The sequence below is a fragment of the Pseudomonas arsenicoxydans genome (genome assembly GCF_006438915.1).
Lineage (GTDB): Bacteria > Pseudomonadota > Gammaproteobacteria > Pseudomonadales > Pseudomonadaceae > Aquipseudomonas > Aquipseudomonas arsenicoxydans_A.
Genome location: NZ_RCZE01000005.1, coordinates 113,785 through 136,999 on the forward strand (window position 1 = coordinate 113,785; position 23,215 = coordinate 136,999).

15 protein-coding genes are annotated in these 23,215 nt (G+C 56.9%); 7 read left to right on the forward strand and 8 right to left on the reverse strand.

Annotated features, from left to right (window positions below):
• Nucleotides 1-190: 190 nt before the first annotated feature.
• The 3 genes from EAH78_RS11980 (at nucleotide 191) to EAH78_RS11990 (ending at nucleotide 10,343) form a co-directional block, all read left to right on the forward strand.
• The gene (locus tag EAH78_RS11980; protein ID WP_140667723.1) at nucleotides 191-8,839 is read left to right on the forward strand and encodes a GH36-type glycosyl hydrolase domain-containing protein; all 8,649 of its coding nucleotides are present in this window, start codon (nucleotides 191-193) and stop codon (nucleotides 8,837-8,839) included.
• Nucleotides 8,840-8,915: 76 nt separating this feature from the next.
• The gene (locus EAH78_RS11985; RefSeq protein ID WP_140667724.1) at nucleotides 8,916-9,641 is read left to right on the forward strand and encodes a Crp/Fnr family transcriptional regulator; all 726 of its coding nucleotides are present in this window, start codon (nucleotides 8,916-8,918) and stop codon (nucleotides 9,639-9,641) included.
• Between the two features lie 132 nt (nucleotides 9,642-9,773).
• Nucleotides 9,774-10,343 (forward strand): GNAT family N-acetyltransferase, encoded by a 570-nt coding sequence (locus EAH78_RS11990; protein WP_140667725.1) that lies wholly within the window; start codon nucleotides 9,774-9,776, stop codon nucleotides 10,341-10,343.
• Between the two features lie 228 nt (nucleotides 10,344-10,571).
• Here the strand turns inward: EAH78_RS11990 and EAH78_RS11995 are convergent, their stop codons facing one another.
• The 3 genes from EAH78_RS11995 to EAH78_RS12005 are packed head-to-tail and all read right to left on the reverse strand — an operon-like array spanning nucleotide 10,572 to nucleotide 13,510.
• Nucleotides 10,572-11,594, reverse strand: a complete 1,023-nt coding sequence (locus tag EAH78_RS11995) for a sensor histidine kinase (protein WP_140667726.1) — start codon at nucleotides 11,592-11,594, stop codon at nucleotides 10,572-10,574.
• A 9-nt stretch (nucleotides 11,595-11,603) separates the two neighbouring features.
• Entirely contained in the window at nucleotides 11,604-13,079 is a 1,476-nt protein-coding gene (locus EAH78_RS12000; protein WP_140667727.1) for an ATPase domain-containing protein, read from the reverse strand.
• Nucleotides 13,076-13,510: a hypothetical protein gene (locus tag EAH78_RS12005; RefSeq protein WP_240051874.1), complete on the reverse strand. Its 435-nt coding sequence runs from the start codon at nucleotides 13,508-13,510 to the stop codon at nucleotides 13,076-13,078. The genes EAH78_RS12000 and EAH78_RS12005 overlap by 4 nt, the downstream gene beginning before the upstream one ends.
• 329 nt (nucleotides 13,511-13,839) lie before the next feature.
• On the opposite strand from EAH78_RS12005, the gene EAH78_RS12010 reads away from it, so the two are divergent.
• On the forward strand, nucleotides 13,840-15,282 hold the full coding sequence (locus tag EAH78_RS12010; RefSeq protein WP_170219119.1) for an ATPase domain-containing protein: 1,443 nt from the start codon (nucleotides 13,840-13,842) through the stop codon (nucleotides 15,280-15,282).
• Nucleotides 15,283-15,305: 23 nt separating this feature from the next.
• On the forward strand, nucleotides 15,306-15,668 hold the full coding sequence (locus tag EAH78_RS12015; protein WP_140667729.1) for a response regulator: 363 nt from the start codon (nucleotides 15,306-15,308) through the stop codon (nucleotides 15,666-15,668).
• A gap of 381 nt (nucleotides 15,669-16,049) precedes the next feature.
• On the opposite strand, the gene EAH78_RS12020 is transcribed toward EAH78_RS12015, so the two are convergent.
• The 3 genes from EAH78_RS12020 to EAH78_RS12030 all read right to left on the reverse strand — a co-directional run bounded on the left by EAH78_RS12020 (nucleotide 16,050) and on the right by EAH78_RS12030 (nucleotide 18,385).
• Nucleotides 16,050-16,982, reverse strand: a complete 933-nt coding sequence (locus EAH78_RS12020) for a GGDEF domain-containing protein (protein ID WP_140667730.1) — start codon at nucleotides 16,980-16,982, stop codon at nucleotides 16,050-16,052.
• Between the two features lie 458 nt (nucleotides 16,983-17,440).
• Complete coding sequence (locus EAH78_RS12025; protein WP_140667731.1) at nucleotides 17,441-17,800, reverse strand: hypothetical protein; 360 nt, start codon at nucleotides 17,798-17,800, stop codon at nucleotides 17,441-17,443.
• A gap of 147 nt (nucleotides 17,801-17,947) precedes the next feature.
• Nucleotides 17,948-18,385 carry a hypothetical protein gene (locus EAH78_RS12030; protein WP_140667732.1) on the reverse strand — a complete coding sequence of 146 codons (438 nt, stop codon included), beginning with the start codon at nucleotides 18,383-18,385 and terminating at the stop codon, nucleotides 17,948-17,950.
• 370 nt (nucleotides 18,386-18,755) lie between these two features.
• Between EAH78_RS12030 and EAH78_RS12035 the strand changes: the two genes are divergently transcribed.
• Nucleotides 18,756-19,352, forward strand: coding sequence for a DUF3885 domain-containing protein (locus EAH78_RS12035; RefSeq protein WP_140667733.1), 597 nt, complete (start codon nucleotides 18,756-18,758; stop codon nucleotides 19,350-19,352).
• A gap of 448 nt (nucleotides 19,353-19,800) precedes the next feature.
• On the opposite strand, the gene EAH78_RS12040 is transcribed toward EAH78_RS12035, so the two are convergent.
• Both EAH78_RS12040 and EAH78_RS12045 read right to left on the reverse strand, forming a co-directional pair.
• Nucleotides 19,801-20,640 (reverse strand): nitrilase family protein, encoded by an 840-nt coding sequence (locus EAH78_RS12040; RefSeq protein WP_140667734.1) that lies wholly within the window; start codon nucleotides 20,638-20,640, stop codon nucleotides 19,801-19,803.
• Nucleotides 20,637-22,136, reverse strand: coding sequence for a purine-cytosine permease family protein (locus EAH78_RS12045; RefSeq protein ID WP_140667735.1), 1,500 nt, complete (start codon nucleotides 22,134-22,136; stop codon nucleotides 20,637-20,639). Before EAH78_RS12045 ends, EAH78_RS12040 begins: the two co-directional genes overlap by 4 nt.
• Nucleotides 22,137-22,283: 147 nt before the next feature.
• On the opposite strand from EAH78_RS12045, the gene EAH78_RS12050 reads away from it, so the two are divergent.
• The gene (locus EAH78_RS12050; RefSeq protein ID WP_140667736.1) at nucleotides 22,284-23,186 is read left to right on the forward strand and encodes a LysR family transcriptional regulator; all 903 of its coding nucleotides are present in this window, start codon (nucleotides 22,284-22,286) and stop codon (nucleotides 23,184-23,186) included.
• Nucleotides 23,187-23,215 lie beyond the last annotated feature (29 nt).

Genomic DNA, 23,215 nt, shown 5'->3' on the forward strand with positions numbered 1-23,215 from the left:
TCCATTTAACTTGACTGCATCCAAAGAGCGCCGGCTATGTTCGCCAGCGAACAGACGAACAGTCCTCCCAGTCTCCACACTCAAGTTGAAAAGCTACGTCCACCCAAGCGCTGCTCAGGGCTGGCGCAATGCGTTGGCGCCCCCATAAAAATGCACGCAATTGTATGATGCGTTTTAGGCACAGGACCTTATGAACAGCATATGGACACGCCTACAGAAGGTATTTTCTCACTCGTCCGATTTTTGGCGAACCCGACTGTTTCCCCCACCCCGATTCAAATACGAGCCCATTTTGCGTTCGGAGCTTTTCAGCGCCGATCAGATGGCCAGTCACGGCATCGCCCTGGCCGGGCAGCATCGCCTGACTACGCTGTCCGCACGGGACTCGATGCTGCACAGGCTCGATGACAACGAGGAGCTGCTCAAACGCAGCAGTACGGCGCTGGCCAACGCGCAAGTGTCCAGCCGACGAGTGACGCCGGCAGCGGAATGGCTGCTGGACAATTACTACCTGATCGATGAAAACATTCGCACCGCCAGAACGCACTTGCCCAAAGGCTACAGCCGTGAGTTGCCGCGCCTGATCAACGGCCCGTCAGCGGGGCTGCCTCGCGTCTATGACATCGCGCTGGAGACCATCTCCCATGGCGACGGTCGAGTCGATGAGGAAAGCCTGAGCCGCTTCATTTTTTCCTATCAGACCGTGATGCCGCTTGCGCTGGGCGAACTGTGGGCGATACCGATCATGCTGCGTCTGGCATTGATTGAAAATCTGCGGCGAGTGGCCTCCAGAGTCATGGCCAATGCCGGCGAGCGCAATCTGGCCGATGACTGGGCCGAACACCTGATCGAAACCGCGGAACGAGACGTCAAAAGCGTGGTGCTGACCGTTGCCGACATGGCCCGCTCCGCACCGCCGATGACCGCCGCCTTTGTCGCCGAATTCACCCGCCGCCTGCAGGGCCAGAGCGCAGCGCTGGCCCTGGCGCTGAACTGGATGGAGCAGTCGCTGAGTGAGACAGGCTCCAGCATCGAACGCCAGGTGCAGCTCGATGCGCAACAACAGGCAGCGGATCAGGTGTCGATTGGCAACAGCATCGGCAGTTTGCGCCTCCTGTCCGCCACGGACTGGCGCGAGTTTGTCGAGTCGATGAGTCATGTCGAGCAAATTCTCAATGAAGACCCGGCAGGCATTTACCGGGCGATGGATTTCAGTACCCGCGACAGCTATCGGCATGTCATAGAACGCATTGCCCGCAGAAGTCCCCAGCACTCGGAAATCCAGGTCGCCCGCGCCGTGATCAATCTGGCCGCGGCCGGAACCGCTATCGTGCCCTGCGAACTGCTGGCGGGCCATGTCGGGTATTACCTGGTCAGTGCAGGACTGCCGACGCTGGAGCGACGACTCAAGGCCAGGGTGCCGCTTCATGAGCGCTGGAAACGGTTGTTGCAGCAGTCGCCGCTGATGTTTTATCTGGCGCCGGTGGCTGTTCTGACGTTCATCTTCGCCTGGCCTTTACTGGCCTCCGCGCAACGCGACGGAATGCCCGATGCGGCGCTTCTGATGATGGCGATTCCCTGCCTGATCATGACCAGCCGACTGGCGATCAGCCTGATCAACTGGCTAGTGACGTTCAGTCTGTTGCCGACGACGCTGCCGAAAATGGATTTTGCCAGCGGTATTCCCGATGACGCGCGAAGTCTGGTGGTGATCCCGACGCTGATCGCCAGCCCGGCAGATGTGGACGAACTGGTGGAAGGTCTTGAAGTGCGGTTTCTCGCCAACCGCGACAGCAACCTGTATTTCGCGTTGCTCAGCGATTTTCTGGACGCGCCTGAAGCGTCTCAGCCGCAAGACGCCGAGCTGATCACACAGGCCTCCCGTGCAATCACCCTGCTCAATCGAAAATACTCGGACGGACTCAGCGACCGGTTCTTTCTGCTGCATCGGCCGCGTCGCTGGAACGCCAGCGAACGTGTGTGGATGGGGCATGAGCGCAAACGCGGCAAGCTGATTGAACTCAACGCGCTGTTGCGTGGCCATGGAGAGGAACGCTTCAACACCATCGTCGGCGACATCACGCCATTGCGCGGGGTGCGTTACGTGATCACGCTCGACACCGACACCCTGCTGCCGCGCGATGTCGCTCGCCAATGCGTGGCGGCCATGATGCACCCGTTGAATCGTCCGTTGTTCGACAGTGGCGGCGAGCAGATCATTTCCGGCTACGCGGTGCTTCAACCGCGAGTGGGCATCAGCCTGACCAGCGCCACGCGCTCGATCTATGCCCGGCTGTTTGGCAGTGATGCCGGTGTCGACCCCTACACTCGGACGGTATCGGACGTTTACCAGGACCTGTTCCAGCAAGGTTCTTTCATCGGCAAAGGCATCTACGACGTGGACGCGTTCACCTGCGCCCTGGAGGGTTGCTTGCCGGATAACCAGATTCTCAGCCACGACCTGATCGAAGGGTGTTATGCACGATCGGGCCTGCTCAGCGACGTGCAAGTCTACGAGCAATACCCTTCGCGCTACGGTGCCGATGTCAATCGACGGCATCGCTGGGTTCGTGGCGACTGGCAACTGCTGCCGTGGACACTGCCCTGGGCGCGCAACGCCGACGGCAAGTGGGTGCGCAACAGGCTGAGCGTCATGGCACGCTGGAAGATTCTGGACAATCTGCGACGCAGCCTGGAACCGCTGGCGCTGTTGCTGATGTTCGCATGGGGCTGGTTTGCCAGCAGTCAGCCAATGAACTGGACCCTGACTGTCATCGGGTTGATGGTGATTCAACCGTTGCTGCGGGCGGTGACCGATCTGATGCAGCCCCCCGCTAATGTGCCCTATGGACAATACCTCAGGGCGCTGCTGGGTGATCTGGCACAAGACCTCGCCCGGGCGGGTCTGACGCTCGCCTGGCTGCCCTACGAAATGTTCTACAGCGCCGACGCCATCCTGCGCTCACTCTGGCGAATCGGCTTCAGCAGACGCCGGCTGTTGCAATGGCAGCCCTCGCGCGAGGTCGAGCGCACCACCGAAAACCGGCTGTCCGGCCTCTATCGCCAGATGTGGTTCGAGCCGGTGTCGGCCCTGATCTCGCTGGCCCTGCTGGTGAAGGATCCGCAGACGCTGGCCATCGCCAGTCCGCTGCTGCTGTCGTGGTTAGTCGGCCCCTGGATCGCTTGGTGGCTCAGTTCGGCACCCAAGCAGTCGGTGTTCGCACCGTCGTCGGAGGATTTGCGCTTCCTGCGGTTGCTGGCGCGCAAAACCTGGGCGTTCTTCGATCAATACGTCGGGCCCGAGGATCACTGGCTGCCACCGGACAACGTGCAGGAAGACCCCAGGCCTGCCATTGCCCATCGCACCTCGCCCACCAATATGGGCATGTCGCTGCTCGCCCACCTGGCCGCTCACGATTTCGCTTACTTGAGCACCGAACGGCTGCTGTCGCGGCTTGCGGCGTCGCTGGACAGCATGGACGGCCTGGAGCGTTATCGGCAGCATTTCTATAACTGGTACGACACGCAGACCCTCGAGCCGCTGCGTCCCCATTACGTCTCCACCGTCGACAGCGGCAACCTGGCGGGCCTGCTGTTGACGTTGAGCACCGGCATTGCGCAGTTGGCAGACGCCCCGATGTTCGGCCCTGCCGTGATCAAGGGCATGCGCGATACCCTGGACATCCTTGCGGATTCCCAACGCGCCTCGGGGGCGGATGAATACGCCCTGCCACTGCGAAAAGGCCTTGAAACGGTCTCGCAAGCGGCGCCCCCTGAGGCGCTGGCAGACCTGCTGCACACGGCTCGCAGCAGGGTCACTAGCCAGCCAGCGGACACCGACGAGGAAAGCCTCTACTGGCGAGAAGCGTTTACCCGTCAATGCACCGATTGGACAGAAGAACTGCAGCGTTATCGCCTCCCTGCCGCCTTGGTTACGATTGAATCGCCTCGCACCTTGCGTCAACTGGCCCACCTGAACCCCGCCGACTGGGTCGCCGAGCATCGTCCTGAAATCGAGCGGGTCCGAAGTGACGCCGCGCAGCGTCTGGCAACCCTCAAACGTCTAGTGTTATTGGCCAATTCGCTGGCGCAGATGGATTTCTCGTTGCTTTACGACAACCAGCGTGACCTGTTTGTCATCGGTTACAACGCCGAGGAGCGCAGGCTCGACACCGGTTACTACGACCTGCTGGCGTCCGAGGTGCGGCTCACCAACTACGTGGCCATCGCTCAAGGACAAATCCCCCAGCGCGCCTGGTTCACCCTGGGCAGGCTGCTGAGTGAAAACGCGGGCGTACCGACGTTGCTGTCCTGGTCGGGTTCGATGTTCGAATACCTGATGCCCATGCTGGTGATGCCCAACTTCGAGGGCAGCCTGCTGGACCAGACTTGCCGCGCCGCCGTGTCGGTGCAGATCGAACAGGGCACCAGGCTGGGCATACCGTGGGGCGTTTCGGAGTCAGGTTATTCCGCCGTCGACGCGCACTTCAATTATCAATACCGCGCCTTCGGCGTTCAGGCCCTGGGGCTCCAGCGCGGGCTGAGCAATGACGTCGTGATATCGCCCTACGCCAGCGCCCTAGCGTTGATGGTCGATGCCGATGCGGCCTGCAAGAACCTGCAACGCCTCGCCCTGCAAGGCTCCGCTGGACGTTTCGGTCTATATGAAGCCGTGGATTACACCGAGGCTCGTTTACCGCGCGGCCAACACTTCGTCATGGTCCGGTCATTCATGGCTCACCACCAGGGTATGAGCTTGCTGGCCTTGACCAGCCGACTGCTCAATCAACCCATGCAACAGCGATTCGAGGCCGACCCGGCACTGCGATCAGCCTTGCTGCTGCTACAGGAGCGGGTGCCGAAATCCGCCGCGCCGTACCTGCAGACCGCCCAGTCGCCAGTACTCGGCGATGTCGGCCTAGGGCAGGATACGGGGCTTCGGGTGTTCTCCGATCCGGGACGCAAGCGTCCGGCCGTGCAGTTGCTCTCCAACGGTCGCTATCACGTCATGCTGACCAGCGGCGGCGGTGGTTACAGCCGCCGTAATGAGATGGCGATCACCCGTTGGCAGGAGGACACCTCACAGGACAATTGGGGGATGTTCTGCTACCTGCGCGATGTCCAGAGCAACACGGTCTGGTCGGCGGCGCATCAACCGACGATGCATCAACCCGAGAGCCACGAGGCGATCTTCTGCGATTCCCGTGCAGAGTTCCGTGCGCGCAACCTGGATTTCGACACCCACCTGGAGATTGTTGTCTCGCCTGAAGACGACATCGAACTGCGCCGCCTGCATGTCATCAACAGAGCGTCAGCGGCCAAGACACTGGAGATCACTACTTACGCCGAAGTTGTGCTGACAACCCCGGTCAACGACGCGATGCACCCGGCGTTCAGCAAGCTGTTCGTGCAGACCGAATTACTGCCTGCGCTTCAGGCCATTGTCTGTAGCCGCCGCCCCCGTGCGAGCGATGAGCCAACACCGTGGATGTGCCACTTGCTGGCGGCACACGGGGTGGACATCGATGCGATTTCGTACGAAACCGATCGCGCCCGGTTCATCGGCCGAGGACGCAGTCTTGTGTCACCTGTTGCCCTTGATGCCGATTGCCAGCGCTTGTCAGGCAGTGCAGGTCCGGTGCTTGATCCGGTGATCGCGATTCGCTGCAGGATTACCCTGCAACCTGGCCAACAGGCCACCATCGACCTGGTCACCGGTGTCGCTGACAGCCGTGATGACTGCCTTTACCTCATCAACAAATACCGCGACCGCCACCTCGCCGACCGCGTGTTCGATCTGTCCTGGACCCATAGCCAGGTACTTCTGCGTCAGCTCAACGCCTCGTTGTCCGATGCCCGTCTGTTCGAGCAGATGGCCTCGTCATTGCTTTACGCGAACGCCTCGATGCGCGCCAACCATGCGGTGCTGATTGCCAATCGCCGCAATCAGCCGGGGCTGTGGGGGCAGGCCATTTCTGGCGACCTGCCCATCGTGTTGCTGCAAATCCAGAGCCTGGACAACATCGCATTGGTGCAGCAATTGATTCAGGCCCACGCCTACTGGCGGCAAAAAGGGTTGGTGGTCGATTTGCTGATCTGGAACGAAGATCAGGCGGGTTATCGCCAGCAACTGCAAGACGCAATCCTGGGCCTTATCACCTCAGGCAGTGAAGCCACGCTACTGGATCGTCCGGGCGGGATTTTTGTGCGACCCGCGCAGCAGATGTCGAATGAAGATCGCGTGCTGTTCTTATCGGTTGCCAGGCTGGTGCTGAGCGAGGATCTGGGCAGCCTCGCCGAACAGATTCATCGCCGCAAAGTGTCACCGGTGCACGCGCCCTTTGTGGCGACCCGGCATTTTCAGGCTCGGCCGGCCTCGGTACGACCGAACCTTCCCTTCCTGCTGTTGAGTAACGAATATGGCGGCTTCAGCGCCGATGGCGGTGAATACATCATCACCGGGCTCGCGCCCGATCCGACACCCGCGCCCTGGGTCAACGTGATCGCCAATGCACATCTGGGCACGGTGGTCTCGGAAGCCGGCAGTGCCTATACTTGGGCTGAAAACGCCCATGAATTTCGCCTGACGCCCTGGCACAACGATCCGGTCACCGATCGCAGCGGCGAAGCCATTTACCTGCGCGATGAAGAGACCGGGCACTTCTGGTCTCCAGCGCCTCAACCCTGCCCCGGACAAGGCCCGTACCAGACCCGTCACGGGTTCGGTTACAGCGTGTTCGAGCATGAAGAAGACGGTATTTACAGCGAGCTGTGGATCTACGTGGCGCTGGATGCGCCAATCAAATTCTCTCGCCTGGTGTTGAGCAACCGCTCGGGACGCCGCCGGTCATTGTCGGTCACCGGGTATGTGGAATGGGTGCTGGGCGACCTGCGCAGCAAATCGGCGATGCACGTGGTCAGCCAATCGGATCCCACCAGTGGGGCCTTCTTCGCCCGCAACGCCTATTCGGTGGAATTTTCCGAGCGGGTGGCGTTCTTTGACACCGACACGATCGATCACGGTGTCAGTGGTGACCGTACTGAATTCATTGGCCGCAATGGCACCCTCGCCTCACCGGCAGCGATGCGGTATGCCGGTCTGTCCGGGCGCATGGGCGGAGGTCTCGACCCCTGTGCCGCCCTGCAAGTGTCGATCGAACTCGGCGAGGGTGACACGCGGGAAGTCATTCTGCGCCTGGGGGCAGCGTCTTCCAGTAAGGCCGCCACCCAGTTGGTGCAGCGTTATCGGGGTAGCCTGGTGGCTGCCGAGGAGCTGCATAAAGTGCGGGCGCACTGGCGCTCATTGCTCGGGGCGATTCGTATTGAAACGGGCGCGCCTGAGGTCGACGTCATGGTTAACGGCTGGTTGATGTATCAGGTCATCGCGTGCCGTTTTCAGGCCCGAAGCGGCTACTACCAGTCAGGTGGCGCCATCGGTTTTCGCGATCAGTTGCAGGACAGCATGGCGATGATCCATGCCGATCCGGCAGCCGTGCGCGCGCACCTGTTGCTGTGTGCCGGCCATCAGTATGTGGAAGGCGACGTGCAACACTGGTGGCATCCGCCAATGAATCGAGGGGTCCGCACCGCCTGCTCCGATGACTTTTTGTGGCTGGTGGCCGCCACCAACCGCTATGTCGAAATGACCGCCGATGTGGGTGTACTGGAAGAGGTCGCCGGATACCTGGAAGGACGCCAATTGGTGGCTGGCGAAGAATCCTACTATGACCTGCCCGGTACATCGCCCCTGCAAGAGTCCCTGTATCAACACTGCGTGCGGGCGATCGAACACAGCCTGCGCCGCGGTCATCACGGGTTACCGCTGATGGGCTCCGGTGACTGGAACGACGGCATGAATCGCGTCGGCCACCTGGGTGCAGGGGAAAGTGTCTGGCTGGGCTTCTTCAGCTATCAGGTGCTGGAGCAATTTGCGCTGACCGCTCGCCTGCACGGTGATCACGCATTTGCCAAACGCTGCAGCGACAGCGCGGTGACACTGCAACGCAACCTCGATCAAACGGCCTGGGACGGCGCCTGGTATCGCCGTGCCTGGTTTGATGACGGACAAATGCTCGGCTCGGCGAGCAATGAAGAATGCCGTATCGATTCCATTGCTCAAAGCTGGTCAGTGCTGTCGGGGGCCGGCTCTGCCGTCCGCCAGATCAAGGCCATGCAGGCATTGGATGAGCATCTGATCAAACGTGACATCCGCGCCGTGCTGCTGCTGGCCCCCCCGTTTGACAAGGGCGCCCTGGACCCCGGCTACATCAAAGGCTACGTGCCAGGCGTGCGCGAGAACGGAGGTCAGTACACCCACGCTGCCGTTTGGGCGGGCATGGCGTTTGCGCTGCTGGGTGAAGCCGCAAAAGCCTGGGAACTGCTGAATCTGATCAACCCCGCCGCCCCTGCCAACAACGCTCAAATCGACACCTATAAGGTCGAGCCCTATGTCATGGCCGCGGATGTCTACGGCGCCGCGCCCCATGCAGGCCGAGGTGGCTGGACCTGGTACACCGGTTCTGCGGGCTGGATGTACCGGCTTATTGTCGAGTCATTGCTGGGCGTACAACGCAGTGGCCGCACGCTCAGAATCGAACCGCTGATACCCGTCGACTGGCCGGGCTTCATCTTGCACTACCGCTTCGGCAAAACCCTCTACCACTTTGATGTGCGTCAGGGCAGTGCGACCTTTACCTCCATGACCCTCGACGGCAAGCCATTGAGCGACGCCGCGCTGACACTGGAGGACGGCGGTCTGGAGCATTGGGTCCGGGTAGATTGTCGCGTGCGGTCACCCAGGCCCCAAGCGCTGGAATTCGAGCGTGCCGCCGATGAATAGACATTGATCACCAGCCATGGCATGCATGGGAGTAACCTGAGCGGTCACGCCCCTGTTCCGCCACGGATGCTCTGCCATGCATGCCTCCCCCGATCCAAGCCACAATCATCTGCTCGCGGCGCTCCCGGCCGTCGATCTCCAGCGTCTTGCGCCACATCTGGAGCAGGTCAGTCTGGCGCTGGGGGATGTGCTGTATGAACCGGGGGACACCTTGCGGCACGTTTACTTCCCGACCGACGCCATCGTCTCCCTGCTGCATGTCACGGAAAACGGTTCGTCAGCAGAAATCGCCGTGGTCGGAAACGAGGGTTTGATAGGCATTGCGCTGTTCATGGGCGGCGAAAGCACTTCCAGTCGGGCGGTGGTGCAGAGTGCCGGCGGTGCATTTCGCCTGCCGGGGCAACAACTCAAGAAAGAATTCAACCGTCATGGCGATCTGCTCCTGCTGATGCTGCGTTACACCCAGGCGCTGATCACGCAGATGTCACAGACCGCCTTGTGCAATCGCCACCATTCCATCGATCAGCAATTGTGTCGATGGCTGCTGTTGTCGCTGGATCGCCTGCACGGCAATCACCTGAACATGACCCAGGAGTTGATCGCCAACATGCTGGGCGTGCGCCGCGAGGGCGTCACGGAAGCGGCCGGCAAACTGCAGCGTCAAGGCGTCATCGAGTACAGCCGGGGCCAGATCACGGTTCTGGATAGAGCGCGCCTCGAACGCCTCAGCTGCGAGTGCTACCAAGTGGTCAAGACTGAAACCGATCGACTGTTGCATTACACTCGGCGTCAGGACGAGTGATGCGTTCGAATGGATGGCCGGCGGCGATACCGGCTATCCCTTAAACCGGTCAGCGAGCGGATAGTGCTCCCGCTAACCTCGCATGAGAATAGGGTGAGTGAGCAGTCCTATCAATGAGCCGGAGTTCATCGCATGTCTTATGACGCAAGCATCACCACACGCTTCAAGGATGAAACCGATGGGCTGGCCGGCGAATACTGGGTGGAATCCTTGGGGGATGGCACTCCCCTACTGATTCGCGAGTTGGCAGAAGCAGATCGAGACCGGGACCTGGCTTTTTTCAACGAGCTGGGCAAAGGCAAACCGCATTTTCATTTTCTAGCCTCGTTCAGCAATCTGGTAGAACCCCACGACCAGCTCATGGACATCAATCTGCACAATCGCATGGCTTACATCGCCCTGGCATACGAAGGCAGCCAGCTCATTGAAATCGGTACAGCACGTTACGGGGCGTATGAAGGCGATGCTCATTGCGAGTTCGCCGTTGCTGTTCGCGACCGCTGGCAACGACGGGGGGTCGCCACTGCACTGTTACAACATTTGATGGACACCGCCACTCGCCAAGGCTTCAGCAAAATCTCGTCAATGGATTCGTCAGGTAACGAGGCGATGCACGGCTTGGCAATGAATATGGGATTTACTAGCAGAATCGATGATCAGCATGGGCCGCAGATTTTTCATGAATATGTTTTAGCGCCTTAGTTTTGAAAGGACTGGCGGGTGACCTGCTCGCATTGAAGCTTGAGTAGCAGTTGAGCGCGCAAAGCAGAGTTCTGCGTCAACAGCAAACGCCGGGTTATGCTCGTTCGATTGCTGCCCATCGCAACAGGCATTAATCAGCCAACAGCAGGCCTTTACTTCTTGACAATCGACAACCAGAAGTAATCCAAATGCGAGAATGGTTCTCTGTCGGCTAGCTTCAAAGACGTATCAATGGCTCATCAACGGCAAAGTCACCACGAACTCACTTCCCTTGCTAGTACCCTCGCTCATACCGGTGACCTTGCCACCGTGTGCTTCGACCAGCTCCCGAACTACGGTCAAACCAATGCCCAAGCCGGACCCGTTGAAACCTATGGCGTGCTCGTCTTGAACATATGGGTCAAAAATGAAAGGCAGTGCCTTCGCGGAAATGCCGATGCCATTGTCGGAGATACATATCCTCAAAACGTCGGCCTCTACCGTCACAGACAATTCGATTCTGCCGTCAACCGGAGTGTACTTGGCTGCATTAGCCAGTAGATTACGGAGAATCTGGGCGAGGCGTCCTGAGTCACCATTCACCATCAAGATACCATCGGGAAGATGGAGGTCGAAATGCTGCTTTTGCGCGATCATCACAGGACCACACGCATCAATAGCGTCACGCAGAATTTGCATCATGTCGACATCGAGGCGATTGATTCGCAGCTTTCCAGTGCTGGCGCGGGAGACGTCGAGCAAATCGTCGACCAACTGTGAAATATGCTGTACTTGGCTCTCGATCAAATCACGCATCCGCGGTAGCTGATCACTAGGCAGTCGTACCATACGCTCTGCAATCATGCTGATGGGCGTTAGAGGGTTTCGCAGCTCATGGGCCACCATCGCCAGTACGCTTTTCTGCTGAGTCAGTGCGCGCTCGGCTGCCGCCTGAAGGTCTTGAGCGCTTAGTGCAGCGATGACAAGCTGCGCGTTAGCCTCGCGCAGCTCCAGGTACAAACGCTGCTCTTCCAAGCGAGGAGGTGTTTCAGCGTCAGATTGCGCCAGGAGTATCGCCAGTACCAACTGCTGATTGGCCTCGATAACTTGCTCGACTTGCTGGACATCCACCAACTGGCTGCTGGCATCGCTCAATTGCTTTTGCAGGGCAGCTAATACGGCGCGTGCTTCAACAGTTTTCTGGCCAAGCAGGAAAAGTTCGTGAGCTGCATTGGCCACCTCACGCTCTTTCTTGCCATCGGCTTCACTCATGAGTCGCGCTCAAACATGTTTATCTCCTGTGCGTACCGCTCCTGAACTCTGTTTTGTTGGTCGACCACCCAGCAGCCCCTCTTGATCTGGCAGCATTTCGCCGATCCGTAGACCACTATCATCAATGTGGTACTGGCGCAACTCATCGGAGTGGGCGCTGGCGCGTACCTTTACCACGGCCATGATGCGCAGCAAGCGGCTCTGCACTTCAATATAGCGTTGGACGATGATCGCGTCGGTGAGAAATGCCGTGCCGTAAGGGCTGAAGCGCAAGTCGGTGTAGCGGTCTTCGAGCTCCGAGGTCAGCAACACACTGACGCCGACGCTAGTGAGGGCGGTGACCATTCGCGACAGCGATTCGCGAAAATCTTCGCGGAAAGTCGGCGCCAGTGCCAGTTCGAAGCCTGACATAGAGTCGATCACCACGCGGGTGGCCTTCAGCCGTGTGATCTCACTCAACAGCAACTGCACGATCTCGTCGATGGACAGGTCCGGCGCGCGGCTATCCACCAGGCCTACCTGACCGCTCTGTATCAGGCCCGCAAGGGTGGCGTTCTGGGAGTGATTAGGCCGTTGTTCGAACACTGCGATCACACCGGTTTCGCCATTGCGCGCACCTTCTGCGAGGAAGGTCGTGGCCAGAATGCTTTTACCCGAGCCCGACGGCCCGGCCACCAGCAACGAGTAACCACGGGGCAGGCCTCCGCCGAGCATCTCGTCGAGCTGTGGCACGCCCATTTTCAGGCGCTTGATCGGAAACTCCAACGGCGCTTCAACCGGGTTGAGTGCTGCTGGCGCAAAGACCTTGATCCCCGAGGTGGCGATGCGAAAGGTGTGCAGCCCGGGCAACGTCGGCTGGCCGCGCATCTTCATGATTTCCATTTTGCGCACCATCGAGTTGCGCTGGACGCTCTGGCGCAGCCAGATAAGGCCATCGGCCACGGTGAAAATCGGGTTGGTGTCGGTTTCAGTAAAGTATTCGCCAATCAGAAAGGTCGTCGCCTGCCAGGTGGTCATCAACATACCCAGTTGTTGAACGAACTGCGGCAGGTTGTTGTTCGGGTTGTCCTGGGTCTGGCTGGCCAGCACCACCGAACGGAACGAATCGACGAACACGAGCGCCGGGGAATGCGTCTCCACCTCGCTGACGATACGCCGTAGCACTTCGTCCAGATTCCCAGCCAGAGTGTCGGCGGCCAGGTTGATATAGCGGATCGAATGGTTGATCGCTTCGCTGTCGAAAAAGTCGAATTGCTGCTGATAGCGCAGCATCTTCAGCGGCGGTTCGCCCAGCACGGTAAAGAACAATGCCGGACGCTCGGGCGTTGCAAGGGCGAACATCATTTGATGGGCAAGCGTGGTCTTGCCACAGCCTGGCGGGCCAGCGATCAGGTTGAACGAAAACTCCGGCAAACCTCCGCCCAGCACCTCGTCCAGTCCTGGCACACCGGTGGCCAGACGGTTGATAGTCACTTTGGTGCTCATGGCGAAGTTTCCTGCGAAGGGGTGTCGCTCAAAGAAGGTTCCCACATGCCACGAAGCAAGCGTTCGGTGAGCGAGGGCCCGATGAGCGTGGTCAGCAGCTCGTAAAAGGTAATCAGCAACACTTCGCCGAAGAACAGCGCATCGATGTCGCTTTGCTCAACGATTATGGATTTGAGGGCAATCAGGTCCATGCCGGCCGGCACTTTGTCGCAGGTGCCGGCCAAACGCGGATGAGTAGAAGCGCACAGGTGGACGCTGCGACGATAAAGCGCGGTAACCCCTTGCTGGCCAATGATGGGCGTGAGGGCTGCGTCCATATCCTGCAATATTGAAGCAATTGCTTGTGCGACGGATGCAGTGTCAGCGTTGGGGCCAACACGGTGCGCCAGAGAAGCTACGATCTGACGGCTCTCTTCGCTTAGCGTGGACATAGCTGACTGATATCTGATGGATAGTGCTTGATGGTACACCCTATGGCTAGCTATCGACCCCCAATCGACGCAACATTGCAATTGCTGTCAATTACGGTAGCAAATGAGTTTTTTCCAAAATACTTTGATCGGCCGATCTGGGTCGTGTTCTGCCCCTCACGACAGGCAGCAATCGACCCAATATAGCAGCCGCTCGTGAGCAGCTCTTACGACACCAAGAGTGCGATGTCGCTCCAGCTTTCCACTCAACCTGAATGGCTCCGAAGCAGAATTGGCGTTAGCATTCCATTTACTTGGTATAAATAGAATGTTTTTCGGATCAGGGTCGCATTGTGGAAAAGCTAAAACGCCTTCAAAGCGGAATAGAAGGGCTCGACGCTCTGCTCAAGGGCGGGCTGGTCGAAGGGGCTTCATACATAATCCAAGGACGCCCAGGATCTGGAAAAACGATCCTCGCGAACCAACTTGGGTTTTATCATGCGAACAACGGAGGGCGGGTTCTCGTCGCTACACTGTTGGCTGAATCGCATGACCGTCTTTTTCAATTTCTTTCTACCCTTAGCTTTTTCGACTCATCCAAGGTAGGCGTCGAAATCCAGTTTGTCAGTGCTTTTGACACCTTGGAAAACGAAGGCCTGGATGAGGTAGTAAAGCTGCTTCGACGCGAAATAAGCCGCCAGAAAGCTACGGTGATGGTCGTAGATGGTTTGCTCAATGCGCGTTCAAAAGCTGATTCGCCCATCGATACCAAGAAATTCATTTCAGAGCTGCAAGGTCACGCCGCTTTCGCTGGTTGCACGGTGCTGTTTCTTACCAGTTCCCGCCTCGACGATGGCAGTCCTGAGCACACCATGGTTGATGGCGTGATTGAGATGGGCGAGGAGCTATATGGCACTCGTTCAGTGCGTCGAATTCAGCTTCGTAAAACTCGTGGCAGCTCAGCAATGACCGGTCTTCACGAGTGTGAAATTACCGAAAATGGCTTGGTGGTTTACCCACGACTTGAAAGTATCTACAGCCATCCGTCGTCCCCCGACAGCGCCGACATGACGCGTATCGCCAGTGGTATTGAATCACTGGACGACATCTTAGGCGGAGGCCTGCACAGTTCAAGTGTGTCTCTGGTAATAGGCCCGTCCGGGATTGGTAAAACAACACTGGGCCTCCAATTTCTGGCCGAATCGACTGTGGAGGCGCCGGGCCTACATTTTGGCTTCTACGAAAGCCCACAACGGCTGCGACTCAAAGGCCTATCACTGGGTATCGATATCAAGGGTATGGAAGACGGCGGCGCGCTGAGCATTGCCTGGCAGCCTACTACCGAAGGCCTGTTGGATGGGCTGGGGGCACGATTGCTCAGTATCGTTGAAGAAAAGGGCATCAAGCGCCTATTCATCGATAGCCTTAGCGGTATGACACGAGTCTCGACAAATCCGGCGCGGATAACTGACTTCTTCAGTGCTCTGATGAACGAGCTGCGATCCAGGGGCGTTACGGTATTTGCGTCCTGGGAGATGCGCGATCTATTTGGCTCCGAGGTCAGCGCACCAAACTCCGACCTGTCTAGCATCGTCGACAACTTGATGCTAATGCGGTTCTGTGAGAATCACTCTGAACTAAGCAGGACGCTTTCCATTCTTAAAGTACGAGACAGCTCTTATGACCCTTCGCGATTTGAGGTCGTGATCCGGGATCAATATGTTTTCCTGAAAAAGGCTTCAAGACATGAACCATCAGTCCCCGCTGAGTCATCTCCCGGTTCAATTTCTTAAGCGTTTGAGCGGGTTGAATTAACATGACCACCATCCTGGTCGTCGACGACGAGTATTTGATCGCTGACATTCTCAGCTTCGCGCTGGAGGATGAAGGGTTCATGGTGGTAACGGCCAGCAATGGTCGAAAAGGACTCGAAGTGCTGGATAGAGAACGGCCTGCCTTGGTCATTACCGACTTTATGATGCCGGTCATGGACGGCCTAGAATTCGCCACAGCTGTCCGAGCTCTTCCTTCCAATAATCATTTGCCGATCATCTTGATGAGCGGTGCTCAGGCACACATCGGTATGCAGAGATCGGATCTGTTTGATGCGGTTTTGGCAAAGTCATTCAACATCGACTTGATGATTGCTGAAGTTAGAAAACTCCTATCTCCTGATTAGGCAACAATCCTTTGACGAACGTTTTTGGTGGGGATTGGATGCGTTTGCTCGCCTTCTTTTGCTTTCTACCTGACCAACCATTTATCGCATTTCTTGCGGATTAACAGGAGCCTTCTAGACTCGTTGCTGATGAATCAGCACCGTTTATCGTGAGTCCCCCCGAGCCCGCCCATGCGGGTTTTTTCATTTTAGCCAACGGCAGCCAGAGGGATGAGCGGTTCTTGGTCGGATTGTCGACGATGAGTCGAAAGCGGTCACTTTCGAGCGGCTGCTTTGGCCGATTGCTGCCGACAACGACCAGCGCCGGGCGACCGAAAGTGCCCATTAGGGGCGACATGATGGTGATACAAACGCCATTTTCTCCAGATTTTCATATTGACCCTAAAGACTAAAAGATTGATCTCTTCCCCGTTCTTTAGCTAAATAGAGAGCTTTATCCGCTTGCACCAGTAGTACGTTAGACGGGTGCAGGGGACCAAATGTGTGAACTGAAAAACCGATGCTAATGGTCAAATAGCCTGTGCTGGAAGCGGTGTGCGGTATTCTTAAATTTCGCACGCCTTGGCATAGCGAATTGACATACAGAGCTGCCTGGTCTTTCGCCATACCGTTGGACAGAATTACAAATTCTTCGCCGCCATACCTGGCTGCAAAATCAGAGCCTCGCTGGAAGGACTTATTCAAACTATCTGCGACACGTATTAACGCTTCATCGCCAGCTTGATGTCCATAAATATCATTATATGATTTGAAGTGATCAACATCAATCATGGCAAGGGTCAATGAATCACCATTACGGCATGCAATTTTACATTGAATTTCTAATTGAGTATCAAAAAAGCGACGATTGTAAATACCTGTAAGTCCATCTTTTATGGCTAGTTGCTCGAAGTGTATTTTCATTTCCTCGAGAGACTGATGTTCGTCGCGAAGTTGTTGCTGTATTATCATTCTAGGTGTTACATCCTTTTGGATTCCAATAAAGTTAGTTACAGCTCCATTCTCATCATAAATTGGGGATATGCTTAATTCGTTCCAAAACATAGTTCCATCCTTGCGGTAGTTCCGCAAGGTTACAAGGCAGTACTCGCCTTTTTTAATAGCATTGTGAACAATTTCCAGTTCATGCTGTTTTCGATCGCCTCCTTGTAGATATCGACAGTTAATGTTAGTAATTTCTTCGAACGAGTAGCCAGTCATGCGCTCAAAAGCAGGATTTACAAAAACCAACGGGTTGTCGTCGATGCAATTGTCGGAGATGGTGATACCGTCCCGTGAGTCCATAACCGCTTGTTTGAGAATTTCAATCTTCATGTAAAGTCCGCTAGTAGGATCAAAGGGAGGACGCTGTTTTCAATGGAAACAACATCCAGACATCACAACTCATTAAGCTACTTAATTTGTAAGTGTAGTCGCTGGATAAAATACAACGTCTGTTTTTCTATACTATTCGATAATAGTGGGAGTTGATTTCAGTCAAAAGCTCCACTGGAATGGTCTTAGCTGCGCTGAATTGCATCAAAAGTGACACTACATTGGGGCACAATAACGCCAGCCGTATTAAGGGCTTAACCGGTCACTTTTTTTCGCGCGACCGCCTAATGACAGACCGCTTTTGGCCGAGAGCTACCCTTCGGATAAGCAGCTATCGGCCAACGTGTACACCACGGCACCACGGCACCACTGGAACCCTAGCGTACGCTTGGGTGAAAGGCTTTAAGCGTCAGTTCAGAAATGAACAATGTGAGTATTTAGGGTTCCGAACCTGATTCTCAGATGGGTACGACGCGATATTCCAGCGGTAGATTGAATTTTTCCTGCAAGTATTTCAGATACGCTTGGTCCTCGGGTGACAGGGCTTTGCGTCCAACCGCGATCAGTCGAGTAACCCGCTGGGAATCCGCGTCATACGATGGATAGTAAAAGGCGTACTCCAGCAGTTGTCCCAGCGCCAGTCGAAGCACAGTACGCGGCACAAGGTCAGACTTAATTTCAAAAAATATTCGTTGGCTGGGTGTTTCGACAGTGATGTCTACAAAATCTTTCTCGCAACAAATACCCGCATTCGGGTATTCGACTTTCAACTCTTCCAGCAATTTGGCTTGAATGAGTCCGTGTTCCGGCGTGCACATTGTTCCAGCAGAGCCACTGCGATCAAACGGATTTTGATTCGGGGCATCCGGACGACCATGCCGGCCCAGCTGGCTTCAATCCACAAAAGGAGCCTGGGCATCGTTTTTGATCTCATTGAACTGGTAACACCGAAGGGGCCGTACGTATTAATCTTCTTCTGCATAGGTGCCTGCTGGATACCACCGCACATTCTCCTGACGGAAACGTACGTTGATCATCCCGTTAACCCAATTCGGGTCGCCTAATGTAGAGACATCTCCATTCACAGCCACAATATCGGCCTGCATTTCGGCCAGCCAGCCATTAGCAACAAACTGAGCGTGGATGGCTTCGGATTGTGAGTAGCTGAGGCATTCAACATCCAAAATCTTGGCGACATACCGACGTTGAAACCCCGGTTTACATGTGTAAAGCGTAACGGCGACCGCTTCTTCTATGCCCGCAACCGTAGAGCGGCTGTTATTTACACCCTGTAAAAAACCGTACTGCCATCCATCAATTTGCCAATCGAACCGGAACAACCACTCTTCGTGACCGTAACCGAACATGCGTGAAAAAGAAGGCGGGCTGGCAAGTTCAAGCAACCGAGCCTCGCCAGTGGGACATCGCCATCCTTGAGTGTTGAAGCAAATCCTAGACAGATATTCCATTGATTAAGTCTCACGCTGATCACGCTGTTCAAAATGGGCAAGATTAAGCTATTTTTTTAGCGTTACGACATAGCGATATCTTCAGCGTAAGGCTCGCAGTAGATCGGGGCCCAGCGTCTCTTCTAGCTGATAGCATTCCTTTTGGAAGGGCTGCTTTGGGTAGTTTTCAGCCGGTCGCCACAGGCAGAAATCGGCCAATAGCGGTCTCTCGCAGGCCTGCTTTAGCTCAGATCTCACGCATACGGTAATATCCATGCCCGCCGCCAAAGTTATGGAGTCTGGCTGATAGCCACGAAGGGATTGAATGAATTTAGAGCTTGAAATTGAGAGAGTTTTTGGGGGCAAAGCTTTTGTTAGACCTCTTTTCTACTCGTATCCGGGCGGGCTGCGCTTTGCACTATCTGAAACCGGCGGGGTGATAGAGCAGTTCCTTTCAGCGCTGCAAAAATCAACGAAGATTTGCAGCGATGTTTTTCTTGGTGAAACGGCGATTGTCGCGTGCCTGCGCATTCACTCCGGTAGGAATCAATTTGCTCATCGTGCCGCGATTCATGCTCTTCGATCTGCCGGCATTGCCATACCCACTGAGCGGTCAGTCTGGAGCGAGGAAATAGATCCAGCTGAGTGGTACTGCGAGAATGATCCAGAGTATTGGATCAACGTGGCATTTGAAGCGCCTATGAACCTGCTCCAAGCATTTCTTTGGTGTGCATTGGCTAAAGACTTCGCCGTGATACAGCCTAAGCCCAGATGTGATTTCTATCTGTTCAATTTGAAAAAGCGCGTCATGATTTTCCCCTATGACGATAGGGGTATGGATGTGGTTGGCCCCAATACAGATATGCTCTTACAGTTGTACCGCCATCATCATGCATACCTGCTGGACTATACCGTCCGGTAATGGATATCACATTCACAAAGCATGCGACCTAGTTTCTATTGTGGATTGAACCTAACACAGAGATTGACCGTCTCCTTTGGGTCCAGAGTGTGTAAAAACGCAGACTCTGTTTTGACGTCTGCGTCGCTACGTAAAATCTGCCCGTGATTGGCAGCTCAGCGGACCTGGAATTTGTTTAGGAGCGCGATTTTCGTTCCGATTCAGACCGTCAAACCTGCTCTAAAACGTTTTTACACAGCCTCGGTCGTTAGCTGCCTCCCACGAAGGCAGTTCCGGGTCGATTGCTATCCTTCGTTACATCAACATTCGATCAGAAGCAATCTGAACTCGGGTGAGGCCACCCCTATGCGGGAAATTGGATATGCCTAAGAAACCGGCTTGCGAAACGAGTAGAGGTCACCCTTCTCAACCACCGCATTTGGAAAACAAAAAGGATCGGCCTACCACTCTATTCCCCGACCACCCCATACAACCCCTCCCGCCGATCCCCATGCAAATCATTGCGCGCACTAATCCGCTTATTCCTCGCCTCCCCCAGATTCAACGTCGCCAACAAAACCCGCTCCCCACCCTCCTCCGCCGGCCCCGCCACCGGATACCCATCCGCATCCACAATCACCGAACCCTGCACCCAACCCACCCCGCGCTCAAACCCATGCCGATCACATGCCGCAATAAACATCCGATTCACCGAAGCATTCGCCTGCACCCGCACCACTTCCGCCGGACGCTCCGTCGGCGGCCGGGGTCCATCCGGCCAATTAACCGGTGCACACAGCAAGTCCGCGCCCGCTAACGCCGGCAGCCGCACCCACTCCGGAAACTCCAGGTCATAGCAAATCAACATTCCAATCCGCCCATGCACCGTTTCGACCACCGGCGGCGCAGCATCACCGGCGCTAAAAATTTCACTCTCCGCATCCCACAGGTGCGCCTTGCGGTACACAGCGCGCAACCCTTGGGCATCGATCATCGCCGCGCTGTTGGCCAGTTCATCCCCCTCCAGCCGTTCGCAAAAACCACCGACCACCACAATGTTCAACTCCCGGGCCAGTGCCGCCCACAGCCGCAAGGTCGGACCCTCAACCGTTTCCGACAAAGACAACGCTTCACTGCGGTCCTTGAACACATACCCGCTCTGCACCAACTCAGGCAGCACCACAATCTGCGCCCCTTGATGCGCCGCCGAACGAATCGCGCGCTCGGTCAGCGTGCGGTTGAACGCCAGATCGCCAATCTTCGGCGCCACCTGGCAGCAAGCAACCACTGTATTTTTTGCAGTGTTCAACGCCCCGCCTCCACAGTCGGTTGGGTCATGGCAATGATGTCGCTCTCGGTAATCGCGTCGATGACCTTGCGTTCCGCCGCCAGGTCCAGCGAGCGGCTGAGGATGAAGTACGTCAGACCCGACACCACCAATCCCACCAGCCAGGCGATGTCCACGCCTTCGAGCATCCGTGCCAGCGGGCCGACGAAGACTTCTTTGTTGGCGGCGGCATCGAAGATGTAGAAGAACGGCACCATCGCGGCGAAGCCGATCAGGTACGAGACGATGCCGCGAAATTGCCAGGCGCCGTAGATGCCGTTCGGGGTGAAGAAGTGCGGGATGGCGTAGCGGCCTTTGCGCACGAAGAAGTAATCGACCAGGTTGACGGCGGTCCAGGGCACGAGGAAGTACAGGAGCAGCACGAGGAAGGTGTTCAGCAGTGCGATGCCGTCGCCTTTGATCGACAGCACGCAGGTCAGCAGGATCACGCTGATCGCGGTGATGGACAGGATTCGGGCGCGGGGTGTCGGGGTGATTTTCTTGATCGAGTCGGCACCGGTGAGCAGCGTCAGCATGGCGCTGTAGGTGTTGAGCGCGATGATCGGCAGGAAGCCTGCCACCGAGACGATCACCAGCACGTTGCCCAGCCCCGGAATCATCGACGAGCCGACCTGGTTCAATGCCACCAGCGCATCCACCGCTTTCAACTGCTGCGCCAGCCACGCGCCGAGGCCGATCATCCAGCTGCCGGACAGCGAGGCGCCGATGAACACGGCGGCGATCAGTTTGGGGCGGCTGGTGTTTTTCGGCAGGTAACGGGAGTAGTCGGAGACATAGGGCGCATAGGAAATGTTGTAGCTGGCGCCGATGGCGAACAGCGTGGCGAACGCGACCCAGTTGAAGCCGAGGTCCGCCGCCGGGGTGACGCCCTCTTGGCCGGCGCCGAACATCAGGGCAATGGTGACCAGCGCGTACAGCGGCAAGGTCGCGAGCAACGCCCACTTGAAGGCTTTGTGCATCAGGTCGTGGCCGTAGATCGACAGCAGCGCGCCGATCAGCACCACCGTCACCGCGACTATCGTCGGGTCGATGCCGAACACATGTTCGAGGCCGTTCATGATCAGCGAGATGTTCACCACGTTGAAGCCGACGAACACAAACATCGTCGCCATCAAGGCCAGGATCACCCCGCGATAACCGAATTGGGCGCGGGACTGGATCATTTGCGGCAAGCCCATTTCCGGACCTTGCGAGCCGTGGAAGGCCATGAAGATGGTGCCGAACATGATGCCCAGCGCACCGGCGAGCATGGTCCACAGCGCTGACAAGCCGAGGCTCGGGCCGACGAAACCGATGGAGATGGTGAAGAAGTGGAAGTTGCCCAGAAACCAGAATGGCCCCTGGCTGCTGAGTTTGGCGTGACGTTCGTTTTCCGGAATGTAATCGATCGAGTGGCCTTCGATGGCCAACCCGCTGCTCGCTTCGAGGGCGTGCGCAGTGTGTGGGGACCCTGACATACGAATGTTCCTATGCTGGTGATTGTTGTTTTTATGGGCAAAGCGCCGGTTTCATTGCAATGTAGGGCGTCGATCAGGGCAGTAAAATATCGCAGGCGCACTGTTTACATAGATCGGCGTCTATGTGGTGAACATCGGAGGCAACACATGCTGGGTACTGTATCGGAACTGGATCTGCGCTTGATCCGGGTCTTTTTGACCGTCGTCGAGGCCGGCGGAATCTCGGCCGCGCAGACGGCGCTCAATACCACGCAACCGACCATCAGCGCGCAATTGGCGACGCTGGAAGCGCGGGTCGGGTTTCGTCTGTGCGAGCGTGGGCGCGGCGGGTTTTCGGTGACGCCCAAGGGCGGCCAGTTTGTCGACGCGGCCCGTCGGTTACTGGCGGCAGCCGAGGGCTTTCGGGTTGAAGTACAGCACATCAACCGCAAGGTGTCGGGCACCATCAACATTGGCTTGCTCGGTCAAATCGATCCGTCCGCCAACAAGAACATCGCCCTGGCGATTGCCCGTTTGCGCTCGCGCCATGAGGGGTTGTACTTCCACTTCACCGAGCTGTCGTCATCGTTACTGGAAGAGAAAATCATCAACGGCCATATCGATCTGGCCATCGGCTATTTCTGGCACCGCTTACCCAACATCGATTACTTCCCGTTGTTCCAGGAAACCCAGATCGCCTACTGCGCCCCGGCGCATCCGCTGTTCGATCACGTCGGTGATCTGAGCCGCGAGGACGTGCGCGATTACGACTGGGTCTGGCCCAGCCACCCCTTGCCGGAAATGCCCGCGCCCACGTCCATCGAACGCTTGACGGTGCTCACCGACAGCATGGACGGTGCCGCGCTGCTGATTCTGTCGGGTCAGCACTTGGGTTTTCTGCCACAGCACTACGCGGCGAAACATGAACAACTGGGGCAGTTGCATCCGCTCAACCCTGAGCTGCTGCGCTATGAGGTTGGTTTCCATGCGGCGGTGCGGCATTCGGCGCGGCAACGGGAGGTAGTGAGTGCATTTTTGGCGGAGCTGATCGGGATTTTTGCAGCCGGGTGAGTTCGCTATCAGCCGATTGCAGCTTCGAG

Bases quoted from the DNA above. Each gene is read 5' to 3' on its own strand.
- EAH78_RS12035 (WP_140667733.1), top strand. From the start codon at position 18,756: ATGAATTTAGAGCTTGAAATTGAGAGAGTTTTTGGGGGCAAAGCTTTT.
- EAH78_RS11980 (WP_140667723.1), top strand. From the start codon at position 191: ATGAACAGCATATGGACACGCCTACAGAAGGTATTTTCTCACTCGTCC.
- EAH78_RS11990 (WP_140667725.1), top strand. From the start codon at position 9,774: ATGTCTTATGACGCAAGCATCACCACACGCTTCAAGGATGAAACCGAT.
- EAH78_RS12050 (WP_140667736.1), top strand. From the start codon at position 22,284: ATGCTGGGTACTGTATCGGAACTGGATCTGCGCTTGATCCGGGTCTTT.
- EAH78_RS12020 (WP_140667730.1), bottom strand. From the start codon at position 16,982: ATGAAGATTGAAATTCTCAAACAAGCGGTTATGGACTCACGGGACGGT.
- EAH78_RS12000 (WP_140667727.1), bottom strand. From the start codon at position 13,079: ATGAGCACCAAAGTGACTATCAACCGTCTGGCCACCGGTGTGCCAGGA.
- EAH78_RS11985 (WP_140667724.1), top strand. From the start codon at position 8,916: ATGCATGCCTCCCCCGATCCAAGCCACAATCATCTGCTCGCGGCGCTC.
- EAH78_RS12045 (WP_140667735.1), bottom strand. From the start codon at position 22,136: ATGTCAGGGTCCCCACACACTGCGCACGCCCTCGAAGCGAGCAGCGGG.
- EAH78_RS11995 (WP_140667726.1), bottom strand. From the start codon at position 11,594: ATGAGTGAAGCCGATGGCAAGAAAGAGCGTGAGGTGGCCAATGCAGCT.
- EAH78_RS12025 (WP_140667731.1), bottom strand. From the start codon at position 17,800: ATGTGCACGCCGGAACACGGACTCATTCAAGCCAAATTGCTGGAAGAG.
- EAH78_RS12005 (WP_240051874.1), bottom strand. From the start codon at position 13,510: ATGTCCACGCTAAGCGAAGAGAGCCGTCAGATCGTAGCTTCTCTGGCG.
- EAH78_RS12015 (WP_140667729.1), top strand. From the start codon at position 15,306: ATGACCACCATCCTGGTCGTCGACGACGAGTATTTGATCGCTGACATT.